This window comes from Senegalia sp. (in: firmicutes) (genome assembly GCF_052088025.1).
Lineage (GTDB): Bacteria > Bacillota > Clostridia > Tissierellales > SIT17 > Anaeromonas.
In genome coordinates this window covers 110,900-130,932 of sequence record NZ_JBQCYD010000001.1, presented here as the reverse complement: position 1 = coordinate 130,932, position 20,033 = coordinate 110,900, and the positions used below count along the sequence as shown (strand labels likewise).

The 20,033-nt window shown below is 26.2% G+C and carries 22 protein-coding genes; 20 read left to right on the top strand and 2 right to left on the bottom strand.

Annotation, left to right across the window (positions count from 1 at the left end; all coding sequences use genetic code 11):
* The 13 genes from ACTHUW_RS00620 to ACTHUW_RS00560 all read left to right on the top strand — a co-directional run.
* Window positions 1–384, top strand: a 384-nt coding sequence (locus tag ACTHUW_RS00620; protein WP_442212288.1) for a DUF421 domain-containing protein, incomplete at its 5' end; no start/stop codon positions are given.
* Between the two features lie 43 nt (window positions 385–427).
* A complete protein-coding gene (locus ACTHUW_RS00615; protein ID WP_442198320.1) occupies window positions 428–1,180 on the top strand; it encodes an exodeoxyribonuclease X C-terminal domain-containing protein in 753 nt (250 codons plus the stop codon).
* Window positions 1,181–1,304: 124 nt separating this feature from the next.
* Window positions 1,305–1,634: a tRNA-binding protein gene (locus tag ACTHUW_RS00610; protein ID WP_442198319.1), complete on the top strand. Its 330-nt coding sequence runs from the start codon at window positions 1,305–1,307 to the stop codon at window positions 1,632–1,634.
* A gap of 13 nt (window positions 1,635–1,647) precedes the next feature.
* Window positions 1,648–2,970: a glutamate-cysteine ligase family protein gene (locus ACTHUW_RS00605; protein ID WP_442212286.1), complete on the top strand. Its 1,323-nt coding sequence runs from the start codon at window positions 1,648–1,650 to the stop codon at window positions 2,968–2,970.
* Entirely contained in the window at window positions 2,963–4,282 is a 1,320-nt protein-coding gene (locus ACTHUW_RS00600) for a glutathionylspermidine synthase family protein (RefSeq protein ID WP_442199306.1), read from the top strand. The genes ACTHUW_RS00605 and ACTHUW_RS00600 overlap by 8 nt, the downstream gene beginning before the upstream one ends.
* A gap of 7 nt (window positions 4,283–4,289) precedes the next feature.
* The gene (locus ACTHUW_RS00595) at window positions 4,290–4,943 is read left to right on the top strand and encodes an esterase/lipase family protein (RefSeq protein WP_442198316.1); all 654 of its coding nucleotides are present in this window, start codon (window positions 4,290–4,292) and stop codon (window positions 4,941–4,943) included.
* Between the two features lie 40 nt (window positions 4,944–4,983).
* On the top strand, window positions 4,984–5,892 hold the full coding sequence (locus ACTHUW_RS00590) for a hypothetical protein (protein WP_442198315.1): 909 nt from the start codon (window positions 4,984–4,986) through the stop codon (window positions 5,890–5,892).
* 52 nt (window positions 5,893–5,944) lie between these two features.
* Window positions 5,945–7,318 carry an aldehyde dehydrogenase gene (locus ACTHUW_RS00585; protein ID WP_442198314.1) on the top strand — a complete coding sequence of 458 codons (1,374 nt, stop codon included), beginning with the start codon at window positions 5,945–5,947 and terminating at the stop codon, window positions 7,316–7,318.
* Between the two features lie 89 nt (window positions 7,319–7,407).
* Window positions 7,408–8,202: an ABC transporter ATP-binding protein gene (locus tag ACTHUW_RS00580; RefSeq protein ID WP_442198313.1), complete on the top strand. Its 795-nt coding sequence runs from the start codon at window positions 7,408–7,410 to the stop codon at window positions 8,200–8,202.
* On the top strand, window positions 8,189–9,805 hold the full coding sequence (locus ACTHUW_RS00575; RefSeq protein WP_442198312.1) for a hypothetical protein: 1,617 nt from the start codon (window positions 8,189–8,191) through the stop codon (window positions 9,803–9,805). The genes ACTHUW_RS00580 and ACTHUW_RS00575 overlap by 14 nt, the downstream gene beginning before the upstream one ends.
* 61 nt (window positions 9,806–9,866) lie before the next feature.
* Complete coding sequence (locus ACTHUW_RS00570) at window positions 9,867–11,057, top strand: cation diffusion facilitator family transporter (protein ID WP_442212284.1); 1,191 nt, start codon at window positions 9,867–9,869, stop codon at window positions 11,055–11,057.
* 176 nt (window positions 11,058–11,233) lie between these two features.
* The gene (locus ACTHUW_RS00565; RefSeq protein WP_442212282.1) at window positions 11,234–11,935 is read left to right on the top strand and encodes a LytR/AlgR family response regulator transcription factor; all 702 of its coding nucleotides are present in this window, start codon (window positions 11,234–11,236) and stop codon (window positions 11,933–11,935) included.
* A complete protein-coding gene (locus tag ACTHUW_RS00560; RefSeq protein WP_442212280.1) occupies window positions 11,932–13,203 on the top strand; it encodes a sensor histidine kinase in 1,272 nt (423 codons plus the stop codon). The genes ACTHUW_RS00565 and ACTHUW_RS00560 overlap by 4 nt, the downstream gene beginning before the upstream one ends.
* A 69-nt stretch (window positions 13,204–13,272) precedes the next feature.
* Here the strand turns inward: ACTHUW_RS00560 and ACTHUW_RS00555 are convergent, their stop codons facing one another.
* Together ACTHUW_RS00555 and ACTHUW_RS00550 are read right to left on the bottom strand one after the other, a co-directional pair.
* Window positions 13,273–13,431, bottom strand: a complete 159-nt coding sequence (locus ACTHUW_RS00555; protein ID WP_442212305.1) for a hypothetical protein — start codon at window positions 13,429–13,431, stop codon at window positions 13,273–13,275.
* Window positions 13,391–13,978, bottom strand: coding sequence for an accessory gene regulator B family protein (locus tag ACTHUW_RS00550; protein WP_442212303.1), 588 nt, complete (start codon window positions 13,976–13,978; stop codon window positions 13,391–13,393). Before ACTHUW_RS00550 ends, ACTHUW_RS00555 begins: the two co-directional genes overlap by 41 nt.
* A gap of 558 nt (window positions 13,979–14,536) precedes the next feature.
* Here ACTHUW_RS00550 and ACTHUW_RS00545 point away from each other — a divergent pair.
* The 7 genes from ACTHUW_RS00545 (at window position 14,537) to ACTHUW_RS00515 (ending at window position 20,029) form a co-directional block, all read left to right on the top strand.
* The gene (locus ACTHUW_RS00545; RefSeq protein ID WP_442212278.1) at window positions 14,537–14,677 is read left to right on the top strand and encodes a hypothetical protein; all 141 of its coding nucleotides are present in this window, start codon (window positions 14,537–14,539) and stop codon (window positions 14,675–14,677) included.
* A 260-nt stretch (window positions 14,678–14,937) separates the two neighbouring features.
* A complete protein-coding gene (locus tag ACTHUW_RS00540) occupies window positions 14,938–15,423 on the top strand; it encodes a stage II sporulation protein M (RefSeq protein ID WP_442212276.1) in 486 nt (161 codons plus the stop codon).
* A gap of 10 nt (window positions 15,424–15,433) precedes the next feature.
* Complete coding sequence (locus ACTHUW_RS00535; protein WP_442212274.1) at window positions 15,434–15,925, top strand: hypothetical protein; 492 nt, start codon at window positions 15,434–15,436, stop codon at window positions 15,923–15,925.
* An 11-nt stretch (window positions 15,926–15,936) separates the two neighbouring features.
* A complete protein-coding gene (locus ACTHUW_RS00530; RefSeq protein ID WP_442212271.1) occupies window positions 15,937–16,650 on the top strand; it encodes an ABC transporter ATP-binding protein in 714 nt (237 codons plus the stop codon).
* A gap of 487 nt (window positions 16,651–17,137) precedes the next feature.
* On the top strand, window positions 17,138–18,112 hold the full coding sequence (locus ACTHUW_RS00525) for a hypothetical protein (protein WP_442212269.1): 975 nt from the start codon (window positions 17,138–17,140) through the stop codon (window positions 18,110–18,112).
* 542 nt (window positions 18,113–18,654) lie between these two features.
* Entirely contained in the window at window positions 18,655–19,332 is a 678-nt protein-coding gene (locus tag ACTHUW_RS00520) for a Yip1 family protein (protein WP_442212267.1), read from the top strand.
* 19 nt (window positions 19,333–19,351) lie between these two features.
* Window positions 19,352–20,029 (top strand): ABC transporter ATP-binding protein, encoded by a 678-nt coding sequence (locus tag ACTHUW_RS00515; RefSeq protein WP_442212301.1) that lies wholly within the window; start codon window positions 19,352–19,354, stop codon window positions 20,027–20,029.
* Window positions 20,030–20,033 lie beyond the last annotated feature (4 nt).

The window sequence follows — 20,033 nt, the reverse complement described above, 5'->3', positions numbered from 1 at the left end:
GTAGTAACTATAACTATAGGCTCCATATTTGCAACCACTATTCTTTCTTCAAAAACTGAGTATTTTGAAGGACTTGCAGCAATTATAACTCTTGTAACTATGCAATATATAATAGCTAAAATATCTGTTAATTCAAATAAATTTACAAAGATATTAAAAGCAGATCCAACTCTGGTATATTTTGAAGGTCAATACTTAGAAAAAAACATGCATAAGATAAGGGTTACAAAAGATGATATAACCCAACAAGTTAGGATAGAAGCAGGAACTACAATATGTAATGCTAAGGCTGTAATTGTAGAGCCAAATGGTAAATTATCTGTTGTGACAGATATAGCAAAAGAAGATGAAGGACGAATAAAAGAGTATAAAAATAATAATTAAATAATTTTTGGGCACATTAAAAGTAAAATGGATGGTGAAAAAAATGAATGATGATTTTAAGGTAAAGGAAGATAATTATACTTATGCTTTATCGATTATAGAAAATATGGACATAGGAAACATAGAAGATTCAATGAACAAGATCTATAAATTCCAAAAGGTTATACAAAAAACTCTTGTAGAGGGTCATGATTATGGAAAGACATTTTATGGTTCTTCCAAACCATCATTGTTAAAACCTGGGTCTGAAAAAATACTGATGTTACTTGGAATTTCTTCAGAATATGAAATAATAGATAAGGTTCAAAATTATGAGGATGGATTTTTTGCATTTAGTGTAAAATGTATATTAAAGAAAAATGAAAAGATAGTTACAGAAGGATTAGGTCATTCAAATAGTAGAGAAAGAAAATATTTAGGTGGCAAGCAAGATGTATATATGCTGGGCAATACTTGTCTTAAAATGGCCAAAAAGAGAGCTCTAGTAGATGCTACTCTTACTGTAGCCTCATTATCTGATATTTTCACACAAGATATGGAGGATATGACTCAATTTGAAGAAGAAGAAAGAGTAGAAACTATGTCATTAAAAGATGCAAAAGATATAAAAGTTACTTTTGGTAAATATAATGGCAAAACATTAGGTGAAATTTATAAAAATGATAAGGGGTATATAAATTGGCTATGTGAAAAATCAAGAGATGATGGAATAGCAAGAGCTTGTAAGATGTTACTATCTTCTGAATTTGATACAGAAGAAATTCAAAAAAAGGCAGATAGAATGCCACCAGAATAAATTAAAATAAAAATAACAGATAATTAAATTTAATTATCTGTTATTTTTATTTTAATATACATATATAAATATACTAATAAGTGTTTTTTTTGATATAATAATAAGAAATGATAGAGGTGATTTAATGGCTAATATAGAAGATTTTTTGAAATTAGATATAAGAGTAGGAGAGATAATAAAATCTGAAGAGTTTAAAGAAGCAAGAAAACCAGCCTATAAAGTATGGGTTGATTTTGGTTGTGAAATTGGTATAAAGCAATCTAGTGCTCAAATCACAGAAAAATACAAATTAGATGAACTTGTAGGTAAAACTGTACTTGGCGTTGTTAATTTTCCAAAAAGACAAATTGCAAACTTTATGTCTGAAGTATTAGTTTTAGGGGTATATACAAAAGACGGGGTAGTATTAATATCTCCTGATAAGAATGTAAATAAGGGCGATAAACTAGGATAAATGAGGTGTAAAATTGGAAAGATTTTCTATAGATAAACAGATTAAATATTTTGAGGACTATTTTAAATCTCATCATACAGATGAAAAAGATTTTAGAATAGGTGCAGAATTTGAGCATTTTATAATATATAAAGATACATTAAAAGCAGTAGCATATGCAGGAGAATATGGAGTAGCTGATACATTAGAAAAATTAAAAGAAAAAGGTTGGAAAGAATCTTTTACAGATGGATATCTCATGGGACTTTTTAAAAAAGATATAAATATAACATTAGAACCAGGCTCACAATTTGAAGTGAGTATAAATCCATTTAAAGCTATAAAAAACATAGAAGATATTTATTTAGACTTTTTATCAGATATAGTGCCTATACTTGAAGAAAAAAATCAATATATAACAACTATGGGTTACCAACCAAATACTAAAATAGAAGAAATAAATTTCATTCCAAAAGAAAGATATAAATACATGTCTGAATACTTTAAAGATAAGGGAGTATATGCTCATAATATGATGAAAGCTACGGCAGCTCTTCAAGTAGCAATAGACTATTCAGATGAAGAGGATTTTAAAAGAAAGTTTAGACTTGCAAATTTACTTTCTCCTATTCTTTCATTGATTTTTGATAATAGTCCTATATTTGAATCTGAAGTTTATCCTTTCCATATACTTAGAACAGATATATGGAATAAATGTGATAATGATAGATCAAAGGTTGTAACAGGTGCATTAGATAAGGATTTTTCCTATAGTGATTATGCCAAATATATATTAAATAATCCTCCTATTATAGTCAAAAATAGTAAAGGAGAATTTATATTTACAGCAGATAAAAAAGCAAAGGATATATTTGATCCTGAAATTAGTTCAAGGGAAGAATTTGAACATATATTAACTATGTTTTTTCCAGATGTTAGGGTTAAGGGATTTATAGAAATTAGAATGATGGATTCAGTTCCATTAAATCTATCTCTATCAGGAGTAGCTCTGATAAAAGGTACAATGTATAGTGATAGTAATATAAATACACTATTAGAAATATTTAAAGATTTTGATGATGAAAAGACAAATTTACTCAAAAAAAGAATTATGGAAGATGGTTATAATGCAAGTATGGAAAACTTCAACTTGAAAGATACTATAGATACCTTGATAGAACTTGCATATAATCAGTTAAATGATCAAGAAAAAGAATATTTAAAACCATTGCAAAAATTAGTAAAAATAAGGAAAACACCTGCTATGCTTTCAAAAGAAAAGATGAAAGATAGTTTATATGAAGCTATAAAAGAAAATATATTAAATGATAAAGTTTTGGAGGCAAAAAATGAATAGAGAAGAAATAGATAAAAAATATAGAGATATGATAAAAGAAAATATAGATGATTATAAGAAAGATTATTTGGATATGAAGAAAATGGTGAAAAAATCTGATGCTACATATAAGGGAGAACCAGTACCATTTTTATATATGCCTAAATTTTATACAGATGAAGATGTAAATAATTTTAAAGATATAACCACTACTATGAGTGATATCTTTAAAAAGGTAATAAATAAGTTTATAAATGATGAAAACTATAGAAATAAATTTGGATTTTCTGATTGGTTAAATGAACTGATACTTTTACCTACAAACTATGAATCACCTTTTCCCATAGCAAGATTTGATATATTTTATAATTATGATGGAAACTTCAAGTTTTGTGAAATAAATACTGATGGATCTTCAGCTATGAATGAAGAAAGAGAACTATCTAGAATATTTTTAGAAACTAAAGCAGCAAAAGAATTTAAGAAAGAATTTAATTTTAAGCCATTTGAATTATTTGAATCATGGGCTGATGAATTATTAAATATCTACAGTGAAAACCATGATAATAAGAGTCCAAATATAGCAATAGTAGACTTTGTAAATAAATCTTCAATGGATGAATTTGTTGAATTTAGAAATAGATTTAGGAAAAGAGGGCTTTGGTGTGAAATAATAAGCCCAGATGAAATAGAATTAGGTGAAGATGGATTTTTATATTTTGAAAGTAAAAGAATAGATATAGTATATAGAAGACTTGTAACAAAAGATTTAGTGGATAATAAGGAAAACATAAAAGATTTCATAGAAGGAATCAAAATGGGTAAAACTGAAATAGTAGGTCCTATAAAATCCCAAATTCCACATAATAAAATAGTATTTAAAATATTACAAGAAGAAGATACATTGGAGTTTTTAAATGAAGAAGAAAGAGAATTTATTAAAAAACATATTCCATATACAAAAGAGCTCCTATTAGATAATTTAGATATAAATGAAATTATAAAAAATAAAGATGAGTATATAATAAAACCTATGGATTTATATGCTTCAAAAGGTGTGCATGCAGGTGAAGAATATACTTTGGATGAGTGGGAAATTCTATTAAAAGAAAATGATAATAATAATTATCTTTTACAAGAATATTTTAATCCTCCAGAAACCCTTATGATAGATTATGATGGAGAAGAATTAGAAAGAAAGTTTAAAAATATTACAGGTTTATATGTATATAATGAAAAGTTTTATGGAGTATATTCTAGAGTAGGTAAAAAAGCAATAATATCTGGAATCCATGATGGTTACACTTTACCAACATTTCATGTAAGAAGGTAGTGATATTTTGAGCAGTAAAAAAGTAGTGCTTGTACATGGATATTTTAGAACTTATAGAGATATGAAAATATTAAAAAAATATCTAATGGAATTAGGTTATAAAGTAGTTAGGGCTAATCTTCCACTGACCTTTTATGAAATTGATAAAGGAGTGGAAGAGTTTAGTGATTTTATAAAAGATATAATTAAAAATCTTGGAAAAGATGAAAAAATATCACTAGTAGGTCATAGTACAGGTGGTCTTGTCATAAGGAAATTCATACTAGATAATAGGAATCTAATAAAATATATAGAAAATTGTGTTCTTATAGCTACACCAAATAAAGGTAATGAAATAGCAGAATTTGTAGTAGAAAATTTCAAAATTTTTCCCGAGATATTTAAAACTATAAAGTCACTTCATCCAGAGAAAGTAAAAACAATAAAACCATTAGATAGTACTCCTATAAAAATAGGAGCTATAGCAGGAAATGAAGAAAGCATTATATTGAGACCTTTTTTTGATTGTGAAAATGATGGCAAGGTAAGTGTAGATTCTGTAAAATATGAAGATATAGATGACTTTATAATACTGCCTTACAATCATTATGAAATTCACAAGAGGAAAGAAACAGCAAAATATGTTGCAAAATTTATAGAAACAGGAAAATTTAGAGTATAAAAATTCACCTTTGGAAATACTAATCTAGAGGTGATTTTTAATGAAAAGAAAAACTTTAATCTTATGTATATTAATACTGATAATATTCACTTCCTGTACTAAAAAAGAAGATACTGAAATAAAAGAAGAAGAAAAAGTATCTGAAAAATTGTCACAGATGGAAGAGAAAACAAAAAAAATAATAGAAAATATAGAAAAGATAGTAGAAGAAGATGAAAAACCTTTATTTGTTGAAGAAAAAGAAAATGATGAAAAGGAATCAGAAGAGGATAGTTCTGGTCAAGGAGGAGATTCTGAAGAAAGTGGAAGTTCATCAGCAGGAGAATCAGGTTCAAGTGAACAATCTCAAGCCTTAGTTCAACCTGAAGAAAAAACATATGAAGAAAAAAAGGAAGAAGAAAAGATAAAAAGAGATGAAAAAATAGAAAAGGATTGGATGGATTTATCAAAAGAAATAGAAAAGATACATAAGGACTTTAACAAATACAAGATAGAAGCTATAGAAGAAGGTATAAATTCTGATATTGTATCTCAAACTGAAAACCATTTGAATAATCTAACAATAGCAATAGGTAAAAAAGAAAAAATTAACTCACTTAAACAAGCAGATAAACTGATATTTTCTCTTGGTAATTACTTTGATTTATACAAAGGCAATGTAGAAGGTGACTTAAATAGAATAACTTATACTATGCGTGAAGCATATCTTTATGCATTAGAAGATAATTTTGAAAATGCAAATAAAGTGGCTATAGAATATGAAAGTTATTTTTCAATGTTAAACCAAAAAATAGATATTGAAAAGAAAGATAAAAAACATTTAGATACCTTACAGGTATCAATAAAGGATTTAATTAATTCATTAAAATATAATGATGCAGATTTAGTTAAGATTAAGAGAGATATAGTATTAGAAAATGTTAAAAAAATAAAAGAAATAGCAAATTGATATTAAAATATTTTTTGGGGTAATTATGTTTAAAAGGTAAAGGGGAGAAAACATGAGTGAATACAAAGAATTACTTAAAAGTCAAAGAGAATATTTTGCCACAGGGCATACTAAAGATATAGAATTTAGGATAGATTTATTAAATATATTAAAAAAGAATATAGAAAAACATGAAGATGATATATCAGATGCCCTATATAAGGATTTAGGAAAATCAAAGTTTGAATCTTATGCTACTGAAATAGGCATAACACTAAGCGAAATAAGTCATATAACAGACAATTTAAAAAAGTGGACCAGACCTAAAAAGGTAAAATCACCATTATTTCAATTTCCAGCTAAAAGTTATATTTACAAGGAGCCTCTAGGTGTAGCATTTATAATATCACCTTGGAACTATCCATTTCAACTTACACTTGCACCATTAATTGGTGCTATAGCAGCAGGGAATTGTGCAATACTCACAGTATCACAGAAGGTACCAAATACTACAGAAATACTTGATAAAATCATAAAGGAAACATTCAATGAAAACCATGTGAAATTTATTCCTGGTGGAAGTAGTGTATCTAAGGAACTTTTAGAGGAAGAATTTGATTATATATTTTTTACAGGAAGTGTAGGGGTAGGTAAAAAGATAATGGAAACTGCAGCTAAGACACTCACACCTGTCACACTAGAGCTTGGAGGCAAATCACCTACAATAGTAGATAAATATGCTGATATAGATATAGCTGCTGAGAGAATAGTTTGGGGAAAATTTTTAAACTCAGGACAAACCTGTATAGCACCTGATTATGTACTTGTTCAAAGTGAATTAAAAGAAAAACTAGTAGAAAAGTTAAAGTACTATATAGAAAAGTTTTATGGTGAAAATCCAATTGAAAGTAATGATTATCCTAGAATAGTCAATGAAGATCATTTTAACAAGGTATCTAAATTACTATTAAATGGCAATATCCTTCATGGAGGAAGTACAGATAAATTGGATCTATATATAGAACCTACTATAATGGATTCAGTTACTTGGGATGATGAAATAATGAAGCAAGAAATATTTGGTCCAATACTACCAATACTCACATATGAAGGTATAGAAGATGCTATAAATACTGTGAATTCTCATCCAAAACCCCTAGCATTATATTTATTTACAGATAATGAAGATGTAGAGGAAAAGGTAATAAAAGAAGTTTCATATGGTGGAGGATGTGTAAATGATACAGTTCTTCATTTATCTAGTGCAGAACTTCCCTTTGGTGGAGTAGGTAATAGCGGAATGGGTAATTACCATGGAAAGGCAAGTTTTGATACATTTACTCATGAAAAAAGTGTATTTAAAAACTCCAAATCATTTGATTTTAATTTTAGATATCCACCATATTCAAAAACTGCTTTAAAACTAATCAAAAAATTCCTGAAATAAAGATAAAGCATAGATGAATTTCATCTATGCTTTATTAAAATTATAGATAGTATGGTATAATATTAATAATATTTTTAAGGGGTGTAGAGATGGAAACTATAATAAAAATAAGGAATTTAAATAAGTACTATGGAAGTAATAGAGTACTTAAAGATATAAATCTAGATATAAATAAGGGTGAAATAATAGGTTACATAGGAGCAAATGGAGCAGGTAAGTCTACAACAGTAAAGATAATGCTAGGACTTATAGAAGAATATAGTGGTAGTGTTGAGATATTTGGAGAAAAGATAGTAGAAAACAAGTCAAATTATAAGAGAAGGATTGGATATATCCCTGAAACTGCAGATATGTATGAAAATTTAACTCCAAGAGAATACCTTACATTTATAGGAAGTTTATATGGCATGAGCTATGATGATATAGATGAAAAAGCCTTGAAATTAATGGAGCTTTTTGGGATACAAGATGTATATGATGGAAGAATAAACTCTTTTTCAAAAGGAATGAAGCAAAAAATACTCATAATAGCAAGTCTTATAAATGATCCAGATATATTATTCTTAGATGAACCCTTAAGCGGAATAGATGCAAATAGTGTCTTGGTTTTTAAAGAAGTATTAAAAGAGCTTGCAAAAAAAGGTAAAACTATATTTTATTCATCTCATATCATGGAAGTAGTGGAGAAACTAAGTGATAGAATAATACTTTTAAATGATGGACAAATAGTAGCAGATGGAAATATGGAAAGTTTAAATACAGAACTTAAAGAAGGTTCACTTGAAGGGATATTTAACAAACTTACAGGATTTGACGATCATGAAGACATAGCAAAAGAAATTGTATCTACCATTTCCAGAGGTGAAAGTCATGAAAGATTATAAAATACTTAAATTTTTAGATTTATTTAAAAAAATATTTGTTAAATTAGGCATAGATTATCAAGTTATGAGGGAGATATTAAAGGTAAAACTTACTCTAGATACAAGAAGAAGTCAATCTGTAATGGTATCTGACAATAACAATATAGATGAAGAGAAGAATCAATTTTTAAAATCACTTCCAATATATCTTATATTTGGCTTGCCTCTAATATTTTTTGTAACAATGGATATAAGCTATATATTTTCAATGAGTTTATTATTTGGAATATTTATGTTCTTTATGATGACATCTCTAGTATCTGATTTTTCATCTGTACTTTTAGATATAAGAGATAAAAATATAATACTTACAAAACCAGTAGAAAGCATTACACTTAATATGGCAAAAATAATACATATATTATATTATGTTTCAATGATTACACTTGCACTTGTACTCCCTTCACTAATAGTATCTATCTTCTCAAAAGGGATAGTATTTTTTCTTTTGTATTTAGCTACAATAATATTATTAGATTTATTTATAATAATGCTCACAGCCCTACTATATCTTTTAATACTTAAACTATTTAGTGGAGAAAAATTAAAGGATATAATAAATTATGTTCAAATAGCTCTTACAATAGCTATTACACTTTCATATCAAGTGATTGGCAGACTTTTTGACATATCAGAATTATTAGAGATAAACTTTAATCCAACATGGTGGAGTGGGCTTTTGCCTCCAGTATGGTTTGCTTCAGTATTTGAACTTTTAATTGCAAGAAATACAAATACATTTATAGTCATTTATTCGCTACTTGCATTAATCATACCAATTGTTTCTATAATAATATATATAAAATTGATACCATCATTTGAAAGAAATCTTCAAAAATTAAATGATGAGGATACAAATAAAAAAAGAAAACATAGATTTTCAAACTCACTAAGTAATATTATAAGTAGAACTAAGGAAGAAAAAACCCTTTTTGATTTTTCATCTAATATAATGAAAAATGAAAGAAATTTTAAACTTAGAGTATATCCAAACCTAGGATTTAGTATGATATTTCCATTTATAATGGCGTTTTCTTCTGGAACTAGCTCTATATTAACTATATATTTTGTAGGCTTTGCATTTTTAACAATACTTCAGCTTATAAAGTATTCTGATAGCTATAAAGCAGCTTGGATATATAAGTTTTTTGAAATAGATGAGAATACTATTTATAGGGCAACACTTAAATCTGTATTCATGAATTTGATAACACCAATATTTATATTAATAAGTATAATATTTTTCTTTATACTGAAGGAAAATATATTGATAGATCTGATGATAGCATATATATCATTAAATTTAGGGTTTTTATTACTATTTATCACAGGACCAAAGACACTACCTTTTACAGAAAAATTTGGAGCAGTAAAAGATAAAGGCTCTATATTAGATGCTTTTCGTATGTTATTTATATTAGGAGGGCTTGCTTTAGCTCATTTTATAGCTGGAATGTTTCCATATGGAAAATATATATATTTACTAGTAATAATAATCGTTGATATTATAGCATGGAGAAAAGCTTTAAAAGCAAAAGAAAGTTATGAAGTACAATATAATTGATAAAAATTCTCATTTATACTATAATAGTTATGTAGTATAAAAAAGGATTATTGGAGGATATATGCTAACAGAATACATATTAAAAAAGACATTAAAGAACAAAAAAAATTATCAAAATAAATACACAAGAGAAAAAATAGGCTATATTTCTGGAGTGATAGGATTAGTTGTAAACTTACTACTTGCAGGATTAAAATTGATAATAGGGATAATAATTTCTTCAATAGCTGTAACAGCAGATGCATTTAATAATTTATCAGATGCAGCATCTTCAGTTATGACTATAGTAGGATTTAAACTTTCAAACACACCACCAGATAAAAATCATCCATATGGTCATGGAAGATTAGAGCATATCACAACACTTACAATAGCAATTTTAATCATGTTTGTAGGTTTTCAATTCATAAAATCATCATTTGATAGAATATTAGATCCAAAACCTATAGAGTTTAGATTAATACTATTTGTATTTTTACTCTTATCAATAGTAGTTAAAATATGGCTAAGTTTTTTCAATAAAAACTTAGGCAAAAAAATAAATTCAAATGCATTAAGAGCAGTAGCAATAGATTCACTTTGGGATGTATTAGTCACATCTATTGTGACATTATCCCTACTATTATCATTTGTAACAGATGTTCCTATAGATGGATATATTGGTGTAGTTGTAGCAATTATGATATTTTATTCAGGATTCACTCTTATAAAGGATGCAGTAAGTGAACTAATAGGAGAAGCACCAAGTGAAGATTTGATAGAAAATATAGCACAAGGGGTATTATCCTATGAAAACATACTAGGTGTACATGATTTAAAGGTTCATCAATATGGAGCAGGAAAAACAATGGCTACAATAGATGCAGAAATACCACCAGATATAGATGTAGTTACAATTCACAATACAATAGATCAAGCAGAAAGAGAAATAGGAGAAAAATATGATATTGACCTTGTAATACACATGGATCCAATAGGACTCGAAACAGAAACTAGAGAAAGAATCATAAAAGAAATAAGAGAAAAGTTAAAAGATAATTATCTAATAAATACATTACATGATTTCAATATAATAGAAAAAGATAATTATAAATATATCATATTTGACGTATCACTTGATGGAAATAAAATAGGCAAAAATTTCTCAGAAGAAGAATTTAAAAATGATTTAATAGAAGTTATAAAAAATATAGATGAAGATTTTTATTGCAAAATAAATATAAAAATAGATTATCAAGACATAATTAGATAAGAAAAGATTCCTTTTTTAAGGAATCTTTTCTTATTGTTGTTCCCACTTTTCTGTGATTGTCATTTTTGTCATTCTGAGAGAAGCGAAGAATCTTGTCTTTCCTTTGCTTAATATATAAAATTTTGTTATAATTTGTATAATGATAGATTAATTTTTAACGAGTCAGGGGGTTTATTATGAGTAAAATATTAATCGTAGAAGATAATGAATTGATTAGAAAATCAATAATAAAAATAATAAGAGAAATAGATGATAATATAGAAGTTTTATTTGAAGAACATGCAGCTAAAGCTCTCCAAATAGCTGAATCTTCAGATATAGATATATTTATATTAGATATAGGATTAAAGGATTATTCGGGTATTAAACTAGGACATCAATTAAGAAATTTAAATAAATATATAATCACACCTATAATATTTATAACATCTATGGTAAACGAAGAATTAGAAGCATTTAGAGAAGTGCATTCATATGCTTTTATTACAAAACCATTTGAGAAAGAAAAGGTAAAGAAACTCCTTACTCCTATTATAGAAAATATAATAACAAATGATAAACAAAATAATTTAATTATAAAGCAAAAAGAAGAAACACTTGTTATTTCAATAAATGAAATAACCTATATAGAATCACAGCTTAAAAGAATATACATATATACACTAAATGAAGAATATGAAGTTAAATCCTATACATTAAATAAATTGATGGAAGAATTAAATGATGATTTTATAAGAGTTCATAGATCATGTATTATAAATAAAAATTATATCACAAAAATAGATAGAACTAATTGGGTTTTACATTTGAAAAATATTGATTTATGTATACCTGTAAGTAAAAAATATAAAGAAAAGTTAATGGAGTTATTACAATGACAATATTTGAATCTTTTATATTATCTATTTTTGATATATTAGGGTTTATAATTATTTCTAATGCTTTATTATCAGAAGAAGTTTTTAAAAATAAATATAGAGTAATAATGTATTTATTATCTTTTTCATTTACAATAATCCCCATAGATTTATTTATACCATTAGAATTTGCATCTTCCATGACATTTATAACCACATTTATAATGATTTATTTATTGTATAAAAAAAGTATAAAAGAAACAGTATTTATTTGGGGTACCACTACAATTATAGTTATAGCTACTCAGTTAATATCAGTATTACCTATTTTTATTCTTACAGGTGGATTAAAAGAAATATTCCTATATGGATTAATATCTAATAGTATATTTATAGCATTAATAATACTAATATCTTCATATATGAGAATTCATTTAATTTATGATTTTATAAAAAGTAAAAATGATATTTTTATGAATATAGGTATAGTTATTTTTATTTTAATAACCATAATATTTACTTATTCTAAGATAAATAGAAACAATTTAGTGAATAATATTATTTTCTATATTACAATATCACTAATTATCATGTTTATATATTTTATAATAATTAAAAATGGTCTCAGAAATGAATATGAAGCTAAGGAGCTTGAAATGTATAAAAGAGATTTACCTATTATAGATAGCCTACTTAATGAAGTAAGAAGGAAGCAGCATGAATTTGATAATCATATACAGGCTATAAATTCAGCCATGTATTCTGGCAATAATAATGATGAAATAGTTGAAATACTCAAAGAATACACTTCAGAAATTGAAGATATAAATGACTTGGGAAATCTTATAAAATTAAAAGATAAAATATTAGCAGGATTTTTATTTACCAAGCAAAAAGAAGCAGAAAAAAATAATATTAAGTTTAATGTTATTATAGAAAATCCAAGTATAGAGACAAAATTAAAAAGCTATGAATTAATAGAGGTATTAGGAAATTTAATAGACAATGCATTTGAAACAGAGATAAAAGACAATGTAGTTATAATATCATTTCTAAGAAAATATGGTAATGATATTATAGAAGTTAGTAACAAACATCCTAGAATAGAAGAAGAAGGAATAGAAAAGTTTTTTGAAAAAGAATTTTCCACTAAAAAGAAAAAGGGTAGAGGCTATGGGCTTTATAATATAAAAGAAAGATTAAAGAAATATAATGTGGAAATTTTAGTTGAAAATGAATATAGAGAAGAATATGAATCTAACTTTATTAGTTTTAGGATTATAATTTAATATAGGAATAAAAGACATAAGGATTGCTATAGTTATAGCAATCCTTATGTCTATATGAATGGGAAAAAATTATTGATTTTTAATATCCTTTTTTAATATCTCAGGAATTTGAGATTCTCCCCATAATAAAAATGAGGAAGATTGTGTTAAAATTAAAGGTGATGCTGCTATAAGAATATTGCATGTATTACGAATTACTTTTGTGAAATTCAGACCTGTTTTTTTCATACAGTATTACCCCCTTGGATATAATCAGTTGAAAGGATTGAAAACTTAACAACCATATTGCGTTAATAATGTAAAGGTTTTCAGGATTAATTATAAAAACTATATAATGAATAAAGATACTCAATAAGCCTATAAGTTTCATTTTAAGTGATTTCTTTCTATTAGCTATCAATCTATATTTAGATTGAATTGGCACCAATGTTGCTATGGATATAGATGAAGAAACAAATAAAACAAAAGCTAATAAAGGTGTGATAGTTATATATATTGTTGAAAATAATACTAGTAAAAAGAATAATATAGAAAATATCAAACAATTTAAATAATTATCAAAGTGTAAGCCTCCTGTAAATGGTCTTATAGTAAATAAAGTTATTATAGAATACAAATAAAAAGTCTTTCTATCTAAAATAATAAATATAAGAAATAATATAATTAGTTTAGAAACTTCGCTTATTATAGTATTCAAAGAATATTTTAATTTTGCACTTTCAAGTTCATCTAAATCTATATATTTATTAAAATAATTATAAATCGAGTCTACCATTTTATTAATTACTATTTCCATCTCTATCGTATACCCCTTTATATTAAAATATCATAAATTTTTAAATCATAGAAGTGTAAATTGATGAATGACATCCTAATCGGTATGAATGACAAAAAAATAGAGTTTTTGCTCTTCAAAATGTCATTCATACCGATTAAGATACCGTTTATCCATTTCCTATGTACAAGTTATTTTTAAATTGATAAGATAAATCTAGATAAGAAATAAATATTTAATAATGTAGTAAATAATTAAAATATTGATATTTATTTTGTGGGTTTATTATATTTTATTTGAAATACGCCTATATTATCTTATAATGAAGTAACAGTATGTTGAGTGCTATTTATAAACATAATGATTTAAATTTTTGTAAAAAACAAGCAGTCTTAATAAGAAAAGAGTAAATATGATCTGAAAGGAGTAAATATGGAAAGAATAAATCGATTAGAACATTCATTTTATAGGTTGTTTGTTGCGATATCGCTTCTTGTGATTTCGTCTGTTGGATCTTTTGGAGTTATATCCATTGTTTATCAGGCGACGGGATGGCGAATGCCTAATTGGCTAGCTTGGGCTATTATTGGAGCAGGTACTGTCTCAGTTATTGCTGGCTTGTTAGCATTTTATGGAGGTGTGACCGTGGCACCAGGAATTGTTAAGGCTCTTTTAGCTGCAGATAGTGTATCACTCTAGGATTAATTTTAAAAGGAACCACTTTAAGTTAAATTAAATTTTCTTTTTGATAAATGGAGACTGCTTGTTTTTAAATTTGTGAGGTGAGTGAAAGAGAAATGAATATTTTAAAAACTGTATTAACTATTATAATGATTGTTTTATTTGTATTACTAGTGTATTCATTTGTGACAAAGGAGGCAATGAATCTTACTATTGCTATAATCTTCTTCATTGTTTCGATTTTATTCTTTATAATTAATTTAAAGGGGAAATAGTAATTGAAATTGAAATCATTTAGTACAGTGAGAGGAATAATCACCGTATTTTTCTTATTTTTTATGATTGGAATTCTATTAGCTATCTTAATTAATCCAGAATCGGGGGATATAGTTAACTTAGATAAACATAAGTCATTTAGAAAAATTTTAAATAATAATATGATGTTAATACTAATAATATATATTACATCATTATTATCACCAATACCTCCAGTTATAATTATTGCTCAAAATGGATTAGTATTGGGTGTATCCATAACATGGGTGATAAAATTTAATCCTAGATTGCTAATACTTTTATTACCACATGGTATTTTTGAAATCCCAAGTATTTTAGCTACTGCATTCATTATTAATAAAGGGAGAATTTTATTCAGGAATAATCCACGTGTTTTTATTAAACTATTGTTAATGCATTTATTTGTGACAATATTGTTGGCTATAATCGAATCATATATTACCCCTGAATTAATAAGATACATATGAAGGAGGGCATATGAAAAGAACTGATTTATTAATAAGTATTCAGACTATAATATTGACTAGTATTGTTTCAGTGTTTTCAATATTAGTTAATAGAGTTTCTTTAGTAAAAGAAGTTGATTTATCTCTTCTTATGATTGTTTTTTCTGGAGTTGTACTCAATGTTTTTGTATATTTTATTTTAGTTTTTCTTTTCAGTCTATTTGTTTATTTTGCAAATGCGGTATTAAAAGATGTAACACCATTCTCTATATTTATATCAAAAACAATCAAAATATTATCTTGGCTTCCTTTATTTTCAATCACGAATTTTGTTGTAGAAATATTGTCATTACCAAATACCATGATAGGGACTTTGATTACTATTATCATCAAGCTTCCTGCGTATTTGATACTTTTAAATAGTATTAAAAAAAATATTTGTATTGAAAAAAAATACTCAGTAAACTCTTCTATTATATTATTATTATTATCTTTAGGGTTTATGATAATTTTTAAATTATGAGAGGTTAAGTTATGATAAAAATTGTAAATTTGAAAAAAAAATATAATAATAAAATTTTTATAAAAAATCTCAACACTAAGATATTATCGGGTGAAATTACGCTATTATGTGGAAGAAATGGTGCTGGGAAATCCACCTTAATGAAAAGTATATCTGGATTAATTAATTATTCGGGGAGGATTCATATAGATAGACATAATAACAGATCTATTATTGCAAAAAAAAAATTAGGTTATATTCCAGAGACGCCTGAAATATATGAAGATCTTACATTGTGGGATCATATTGAATTTACTGCACGTATTTATAAAGTAGATGATTGGAAATACAAAGCTAAAAAATTGTGTGAAGAGTTTAATTTATTAGAACACAAGGATAAGTTGGGTGATGAATTGTCAAAGGGTATGCTTCAAAAAACAAGCATAATTATGACTTTAATATATAATCCTGATGTTTTACTGATTGATGAACCTTTTGTAGGATTGGATCCCCAGTCCATAGACCAATTAAAGAAATACATGTTGAAGTATAAAAAACATCATAAAACATTAATGGTTTCAACACACATATTAGATTCAATGAATTTAATATGGGACAGAGCTATTATATTAGATAAAGGTCAAATTTTAGATGATATACATTACAAAGAGTTAAATGGTAAACAATTGTCTAAATATTTCTTGGAGCTTACCAGTGGCAATAAAGGAATTGATAAAGATGAATGATTTAAAGTTTCTATTATTTCGCTCATTACGTAGAAAAGTGTCTAAAATAAGTTCGATGATATTTCTTGTTATGTTGGTGGCAAGTTATATATTTATTTACAATAAAATATTAAGCTTAAATATTTATGCTATTAATATATACAGGGTATATATCATTGGTCCTGTTATATTTTTTGTATATTGGATTCAGTTTTGCTGGCACTCCCCTGTTTTATATAGTAAACAAGATAAATTTTATATAAAGCTTTTGCCCATAACAAGTAATGAAGTGATTCAATATGGATATTTTAATAAGTTTATTAAAGTCAGTCTACCTTCTCTTGTTATAATTATATATATATTTATAATTGTTATAAGGCTTTCGACTAACCCTTTATTTGAGATCATGGTTCTAATTCAATATATTGTCATAATTATTTTCACAGCCATGTTATTATCATCTTTGCTTTGGCATCTTAATATTAAACAAATAAATAGAAGGATTATAATGTCCTTTTTGGCGATAATATTTATTTCATTGATGTTTTGGTCATTTTTGAAAACAGGTATAATAGAACCGTTCGCATTATTGTATAAATACCTTAATAATCTAAAGAAATTTATGATACCCTTAATAGCGTTAATTTCCTTTGTGTATGGATATGCAGTATATCGGTTAATAATCTATAAAGCTTTACAATGTAATGATATATTAGAGTATAATACTTCGTCAATTAAGAAAAGAAGTTGGTATGTTAAAAAAGATATTTCAAATTCTATACTAGCTGACAGCTTAAGTGGGGGAGTTGTTTTACTACTGAGACAATGGAAGGCAGAAAAAATTCAAAAAAAATTTATTCTATTAGATTTCCCATTAATTTTCGGTGTGTTACTCACGGTGATTTTTGGTGTTGGATTATCACAAACTATAAACAACATTGGTGAACCTCTACCAACAAAATATATCATTTTAATTACTTCTTCCATTAGCTCTTTTGTTATTACTACAATGAGCACATCAAGAATATGGTTAAAGCAAATACAATATAATAGTTTTAGTTTATATCCATTTACTACTTATACTAAATATTTTTGGATTAGTTTGTTGCCTTTTGTTAAGTTTAGTTTATATAATGTAGTTTCACTAATCATAGTAAGTAATATAGTAAAACCTTCAATTGTTGAGTTACTTAGCTCAATTACATATTCTGAGTCAATAATAATTTTTTCTCTGCATATATTTTGTTTTGGAAGTTTTATAATAAGAAAAACCAAGAAAATTAGACAATCTATGTTAATGAGTGCAATCCTAACATTTGCAAATATAGCATTAGTAATAGCCTCATTTTTTATCATACTTATTTTAAGCAAGAAAATGGCTATTGAATTTGCTGCAATTTTTACTGCATTGATTATTTTAATAATATCATTATTGATATTAACTTTATTAAAATTAAATGATTATCGTATTAATGCAAGATGATTAGTGACTTATCATAGACTTGAGGTTAATATAATCTACCAAAAAATTCAAAAAAAGAACGCATAAATAATTTAAAAAGGATATAGTAATATCCATACTCTTAACATTTCATCTTATAAAAAATTGAAAATTAATTTTTGTATAATTTAAAATAAAATTAAATATTTTTATAAAAGGTGCTCATAAACAAAAAAATGGGTATTTTTTATATCTAAAATGTCATTCATACCGATAAAACTACCATTCATCCATTTGCTATTGTAAATTGTGTATCAATATAATATCATAGAGGCATATAGGAAAAATAAGGATGTGCTAAATTTGAATTTGAAAAATGATGATATTATGAGTATTCTAATAAAAGTATTAGGTATATTTGCAGTTTTTCTTTTTGGTATATTTATATTCTATTTATAAAAGTCAAAAATATATTAGATTACAATTATATCAAATTATAGTAGATTAAAGGAGTAATGTAATAATTGTAGAACTAATATATTTAGTAATAAATTAATTTTAATAATAAAAGGGAGTGTGTTGGCATGAATGAAGAAAATGAAAGAGATTTAATTATGGAGGATGAGAAAGTTAGTTTAGGACAAAAAATTAAATGGTACATAACAAAACCTAGTAGATTTTTTGAGGAATTTAAGAAAAATCCTAAAATTTTAATTCATTTTATAATAATTACTATTTTATCAGCAGTTACTGCTGTAATTGCAGGTACAAAAACAGATGAAATAACAAATCAAGCTTTAGAAGGATTAAGTGGGGAACAGTTGGAAGCGACTCAGAATATTGTTGGAATTTTTTCTTCACCTGCTTTTCTTATACTTGGTACAATTTTAATGCTTACACTTACATATTTAATTTCGGCTTTTTTTAGATATATATTTACAAAATTATTTAAGGGGCAAGGCAAATTCAAAGAAATGTTTGCTATAGTTATAGTATCATCTTATCCAGTAGTAATAGCAGGTGTAATCCAAAGTTTGTTTTCAAATCCATCTGCAGATGCTACTACTATGGATAGTATATTATCTGTAGTTAACATCTGGTCTATTTGGCAATTAGTACTTTTAATCGTAGGTATAAAAGTATTATTTAACATTTCTATGAAAAAAAGTGCATTAATAAATATAGGTATATTCCTTGTTACTACATTATTTGTAGTAGGCTCTGCAATTATAAACAATAATTTAAGTAATATGGTTCAGTAAAGGTGATTTGGTGGAAAATATAATAGAACTTAAAAATGTATCTCAGCATTATAAGATGGGAAAAAGCATAGTAAAGGCACTTGATGATGTAGATTTAGATATAATTTCAGGAGAGCTTACGGCTTTAATCGGTCCTTCTGGATCTGGTAAATCTACTTTGCTAAATGTTACAGGAGGACTTGTAAAACCTACAAAAGGTGATGTTAGAATTAAAGATAGTGATATTACAAATTACACTGAAAATGATATGTGCTTATTTCGTAGAGATAATGTTGGCTTTATATTTCAATCATTTAATTTAAATCCTACATTATCAGCTCTTGAAAATGTCATGATGCCTCTTATATATGCTAGAGTAGCACAAAATAAAAGAAAAGATATGGCGACTAATGCTTTAAAATTAGTAGGATTAGATGATAGAAAAGATCATAGACCTGGTGAGTTATCAGGAGGGCAACAGCAAAGGGTGAGTATTGCAAGGGCCCTTGTAAATAATCCTGAAATAGTCCTTTGTGATGAACCTACAGGAAACTTAGATTCAGAAACAGGTAGAGAAATATTATCCCTTATAACTAAGATGAATAAAGAGAGTAAAGTGACCTTTATAATAGTAACTCATGATATTAATGTAGCAAATATTTGTGACAGGATAATAACACTTAAAGATGGTAAGATATTGAAAGATGAGAGGAAGTGATTTA

Excerpts from the sequence above, each read along its gene's own strand:
- ACTHUW_RS00615 (WP_442198320.1), top strand. The coding sequence starts at position 428 with ATGAATGATGATTTTAAGGTAAAGGAAGATAATTATACTTATGCTTTA.
- ACTHUW_RS00610 (WP_442198319.1), top strand. The coding sequence starts at position 1,305 with ATGGCTAATATAGAAGATTTTTTGAAATTAGATATAAGAGTAGGAGAG.
- ACTHUW_RS00600 (WP_442199306.1), top strand. The coding sequence starts at position 2,963 with ATGAATAGAGAAGAAATAGATAAAAAATATAGAGATATGATAAAAGAA.
- ACTHUW_RS00590 (WP_442198315.1), top strand. The coding sequence starts at position 4,984 with ATGAAAAGAAAAACTTTAATCTTATGTATATTAATACTGATAATATTC.
- ACTHUW_RS00585 (WP_442198314.1), top strand. The coding sequence starts at position 5,945 with ATGAGTGAATACAAAGAATTACTTAAAAGTCAAAGAGAATATTTTGCC.
- ACTHUW_RS00580 (WP_442198313.1), top strand. The coding sequence starts at position 7,408 with ATGGAAACTATAATAAAAATAAGGAATTTAAATAAGTACTATGGAAGT.
- ACTHUW_RS00575 (WP_442198312.1), top strand. The coding sequence starts at position 8,189 with ATGAAAGATTATAAAATACTTAAATTTTTAGATTTATTTAAAAAAATA.
- ACTHUW_RS00570 (WP_442212284.1), top strand. The coding sequence starts at position 9,867 with ATGCTAACAGAATACATATTAAAAAAGACATTAAAGAACAAAAAAAAT.
- ACTHUW_RS00565 (WP_442212282.1), top strand. The coding sequence starts at position 11,234 with ATGAGTAAAATATTAATCGTAGAAGATAATGAATTGATTAGAAAATCA.
- ACTHUW_RS00560 (WP_442212280.1), top strand. The coding sequence starts at position 11,932 with ATGACAATATTTGAATCTTTTATATTATCTATTTTTGATATATTAGGG.
- ACTHUW_RS00555 (WP_442212305.1), bottom strand. The coding sequence starts at position 13,431 with ATGAAAAAAACAGGTCTGAATTTCACAAAAGTAATTCGTAATACATGC.
- ACTHUW_RS00550 (WP_442212303.1), bottom strand. The coding sequence starts at position 13,978 with ATGGTAGACTCGATTTATAATTATTTTAATAAATATATAGATTTAGAT.
- ACTHUW_RS00545 (WP_442212278.1), top strand. The coding sequence starts at position 14,537 with ATGCCTAATTGGCTAGCTTGGGCTATTATTGGAGCAGGTACTGTCTCA.
- ACTHUW_RS00535 (WP_442212274.1), top strand. The coding sequence starts at position 15,434 with ATGAAAAGAACTGATTTATTAATAAGTATTCAGACTATAATATTGACT.
- ACTHUW_RS00530 (WP_442212271.1), top strand. The coding sequence starts at position 15,937 with ATGATAAAAATTGTAAATTTGAAAAAAAAATATAATAATAAAATTTTT.
- ACTHUW_RS00525 (WP_442212269.1), top strand. The coding sequence starts at position 17,138 with ATGTCCTTTTTGGCGATAATATTTATTTCATTGATGTTTTGGTCATTT.
- ACTHUW_RS00520 (WP_442212267.1), top strand. The coding sequence starts at position 18,655 with ATGAATGAAGAAAATGAAAGAGATTTAATTATGGAGGATGAGAAAGTT.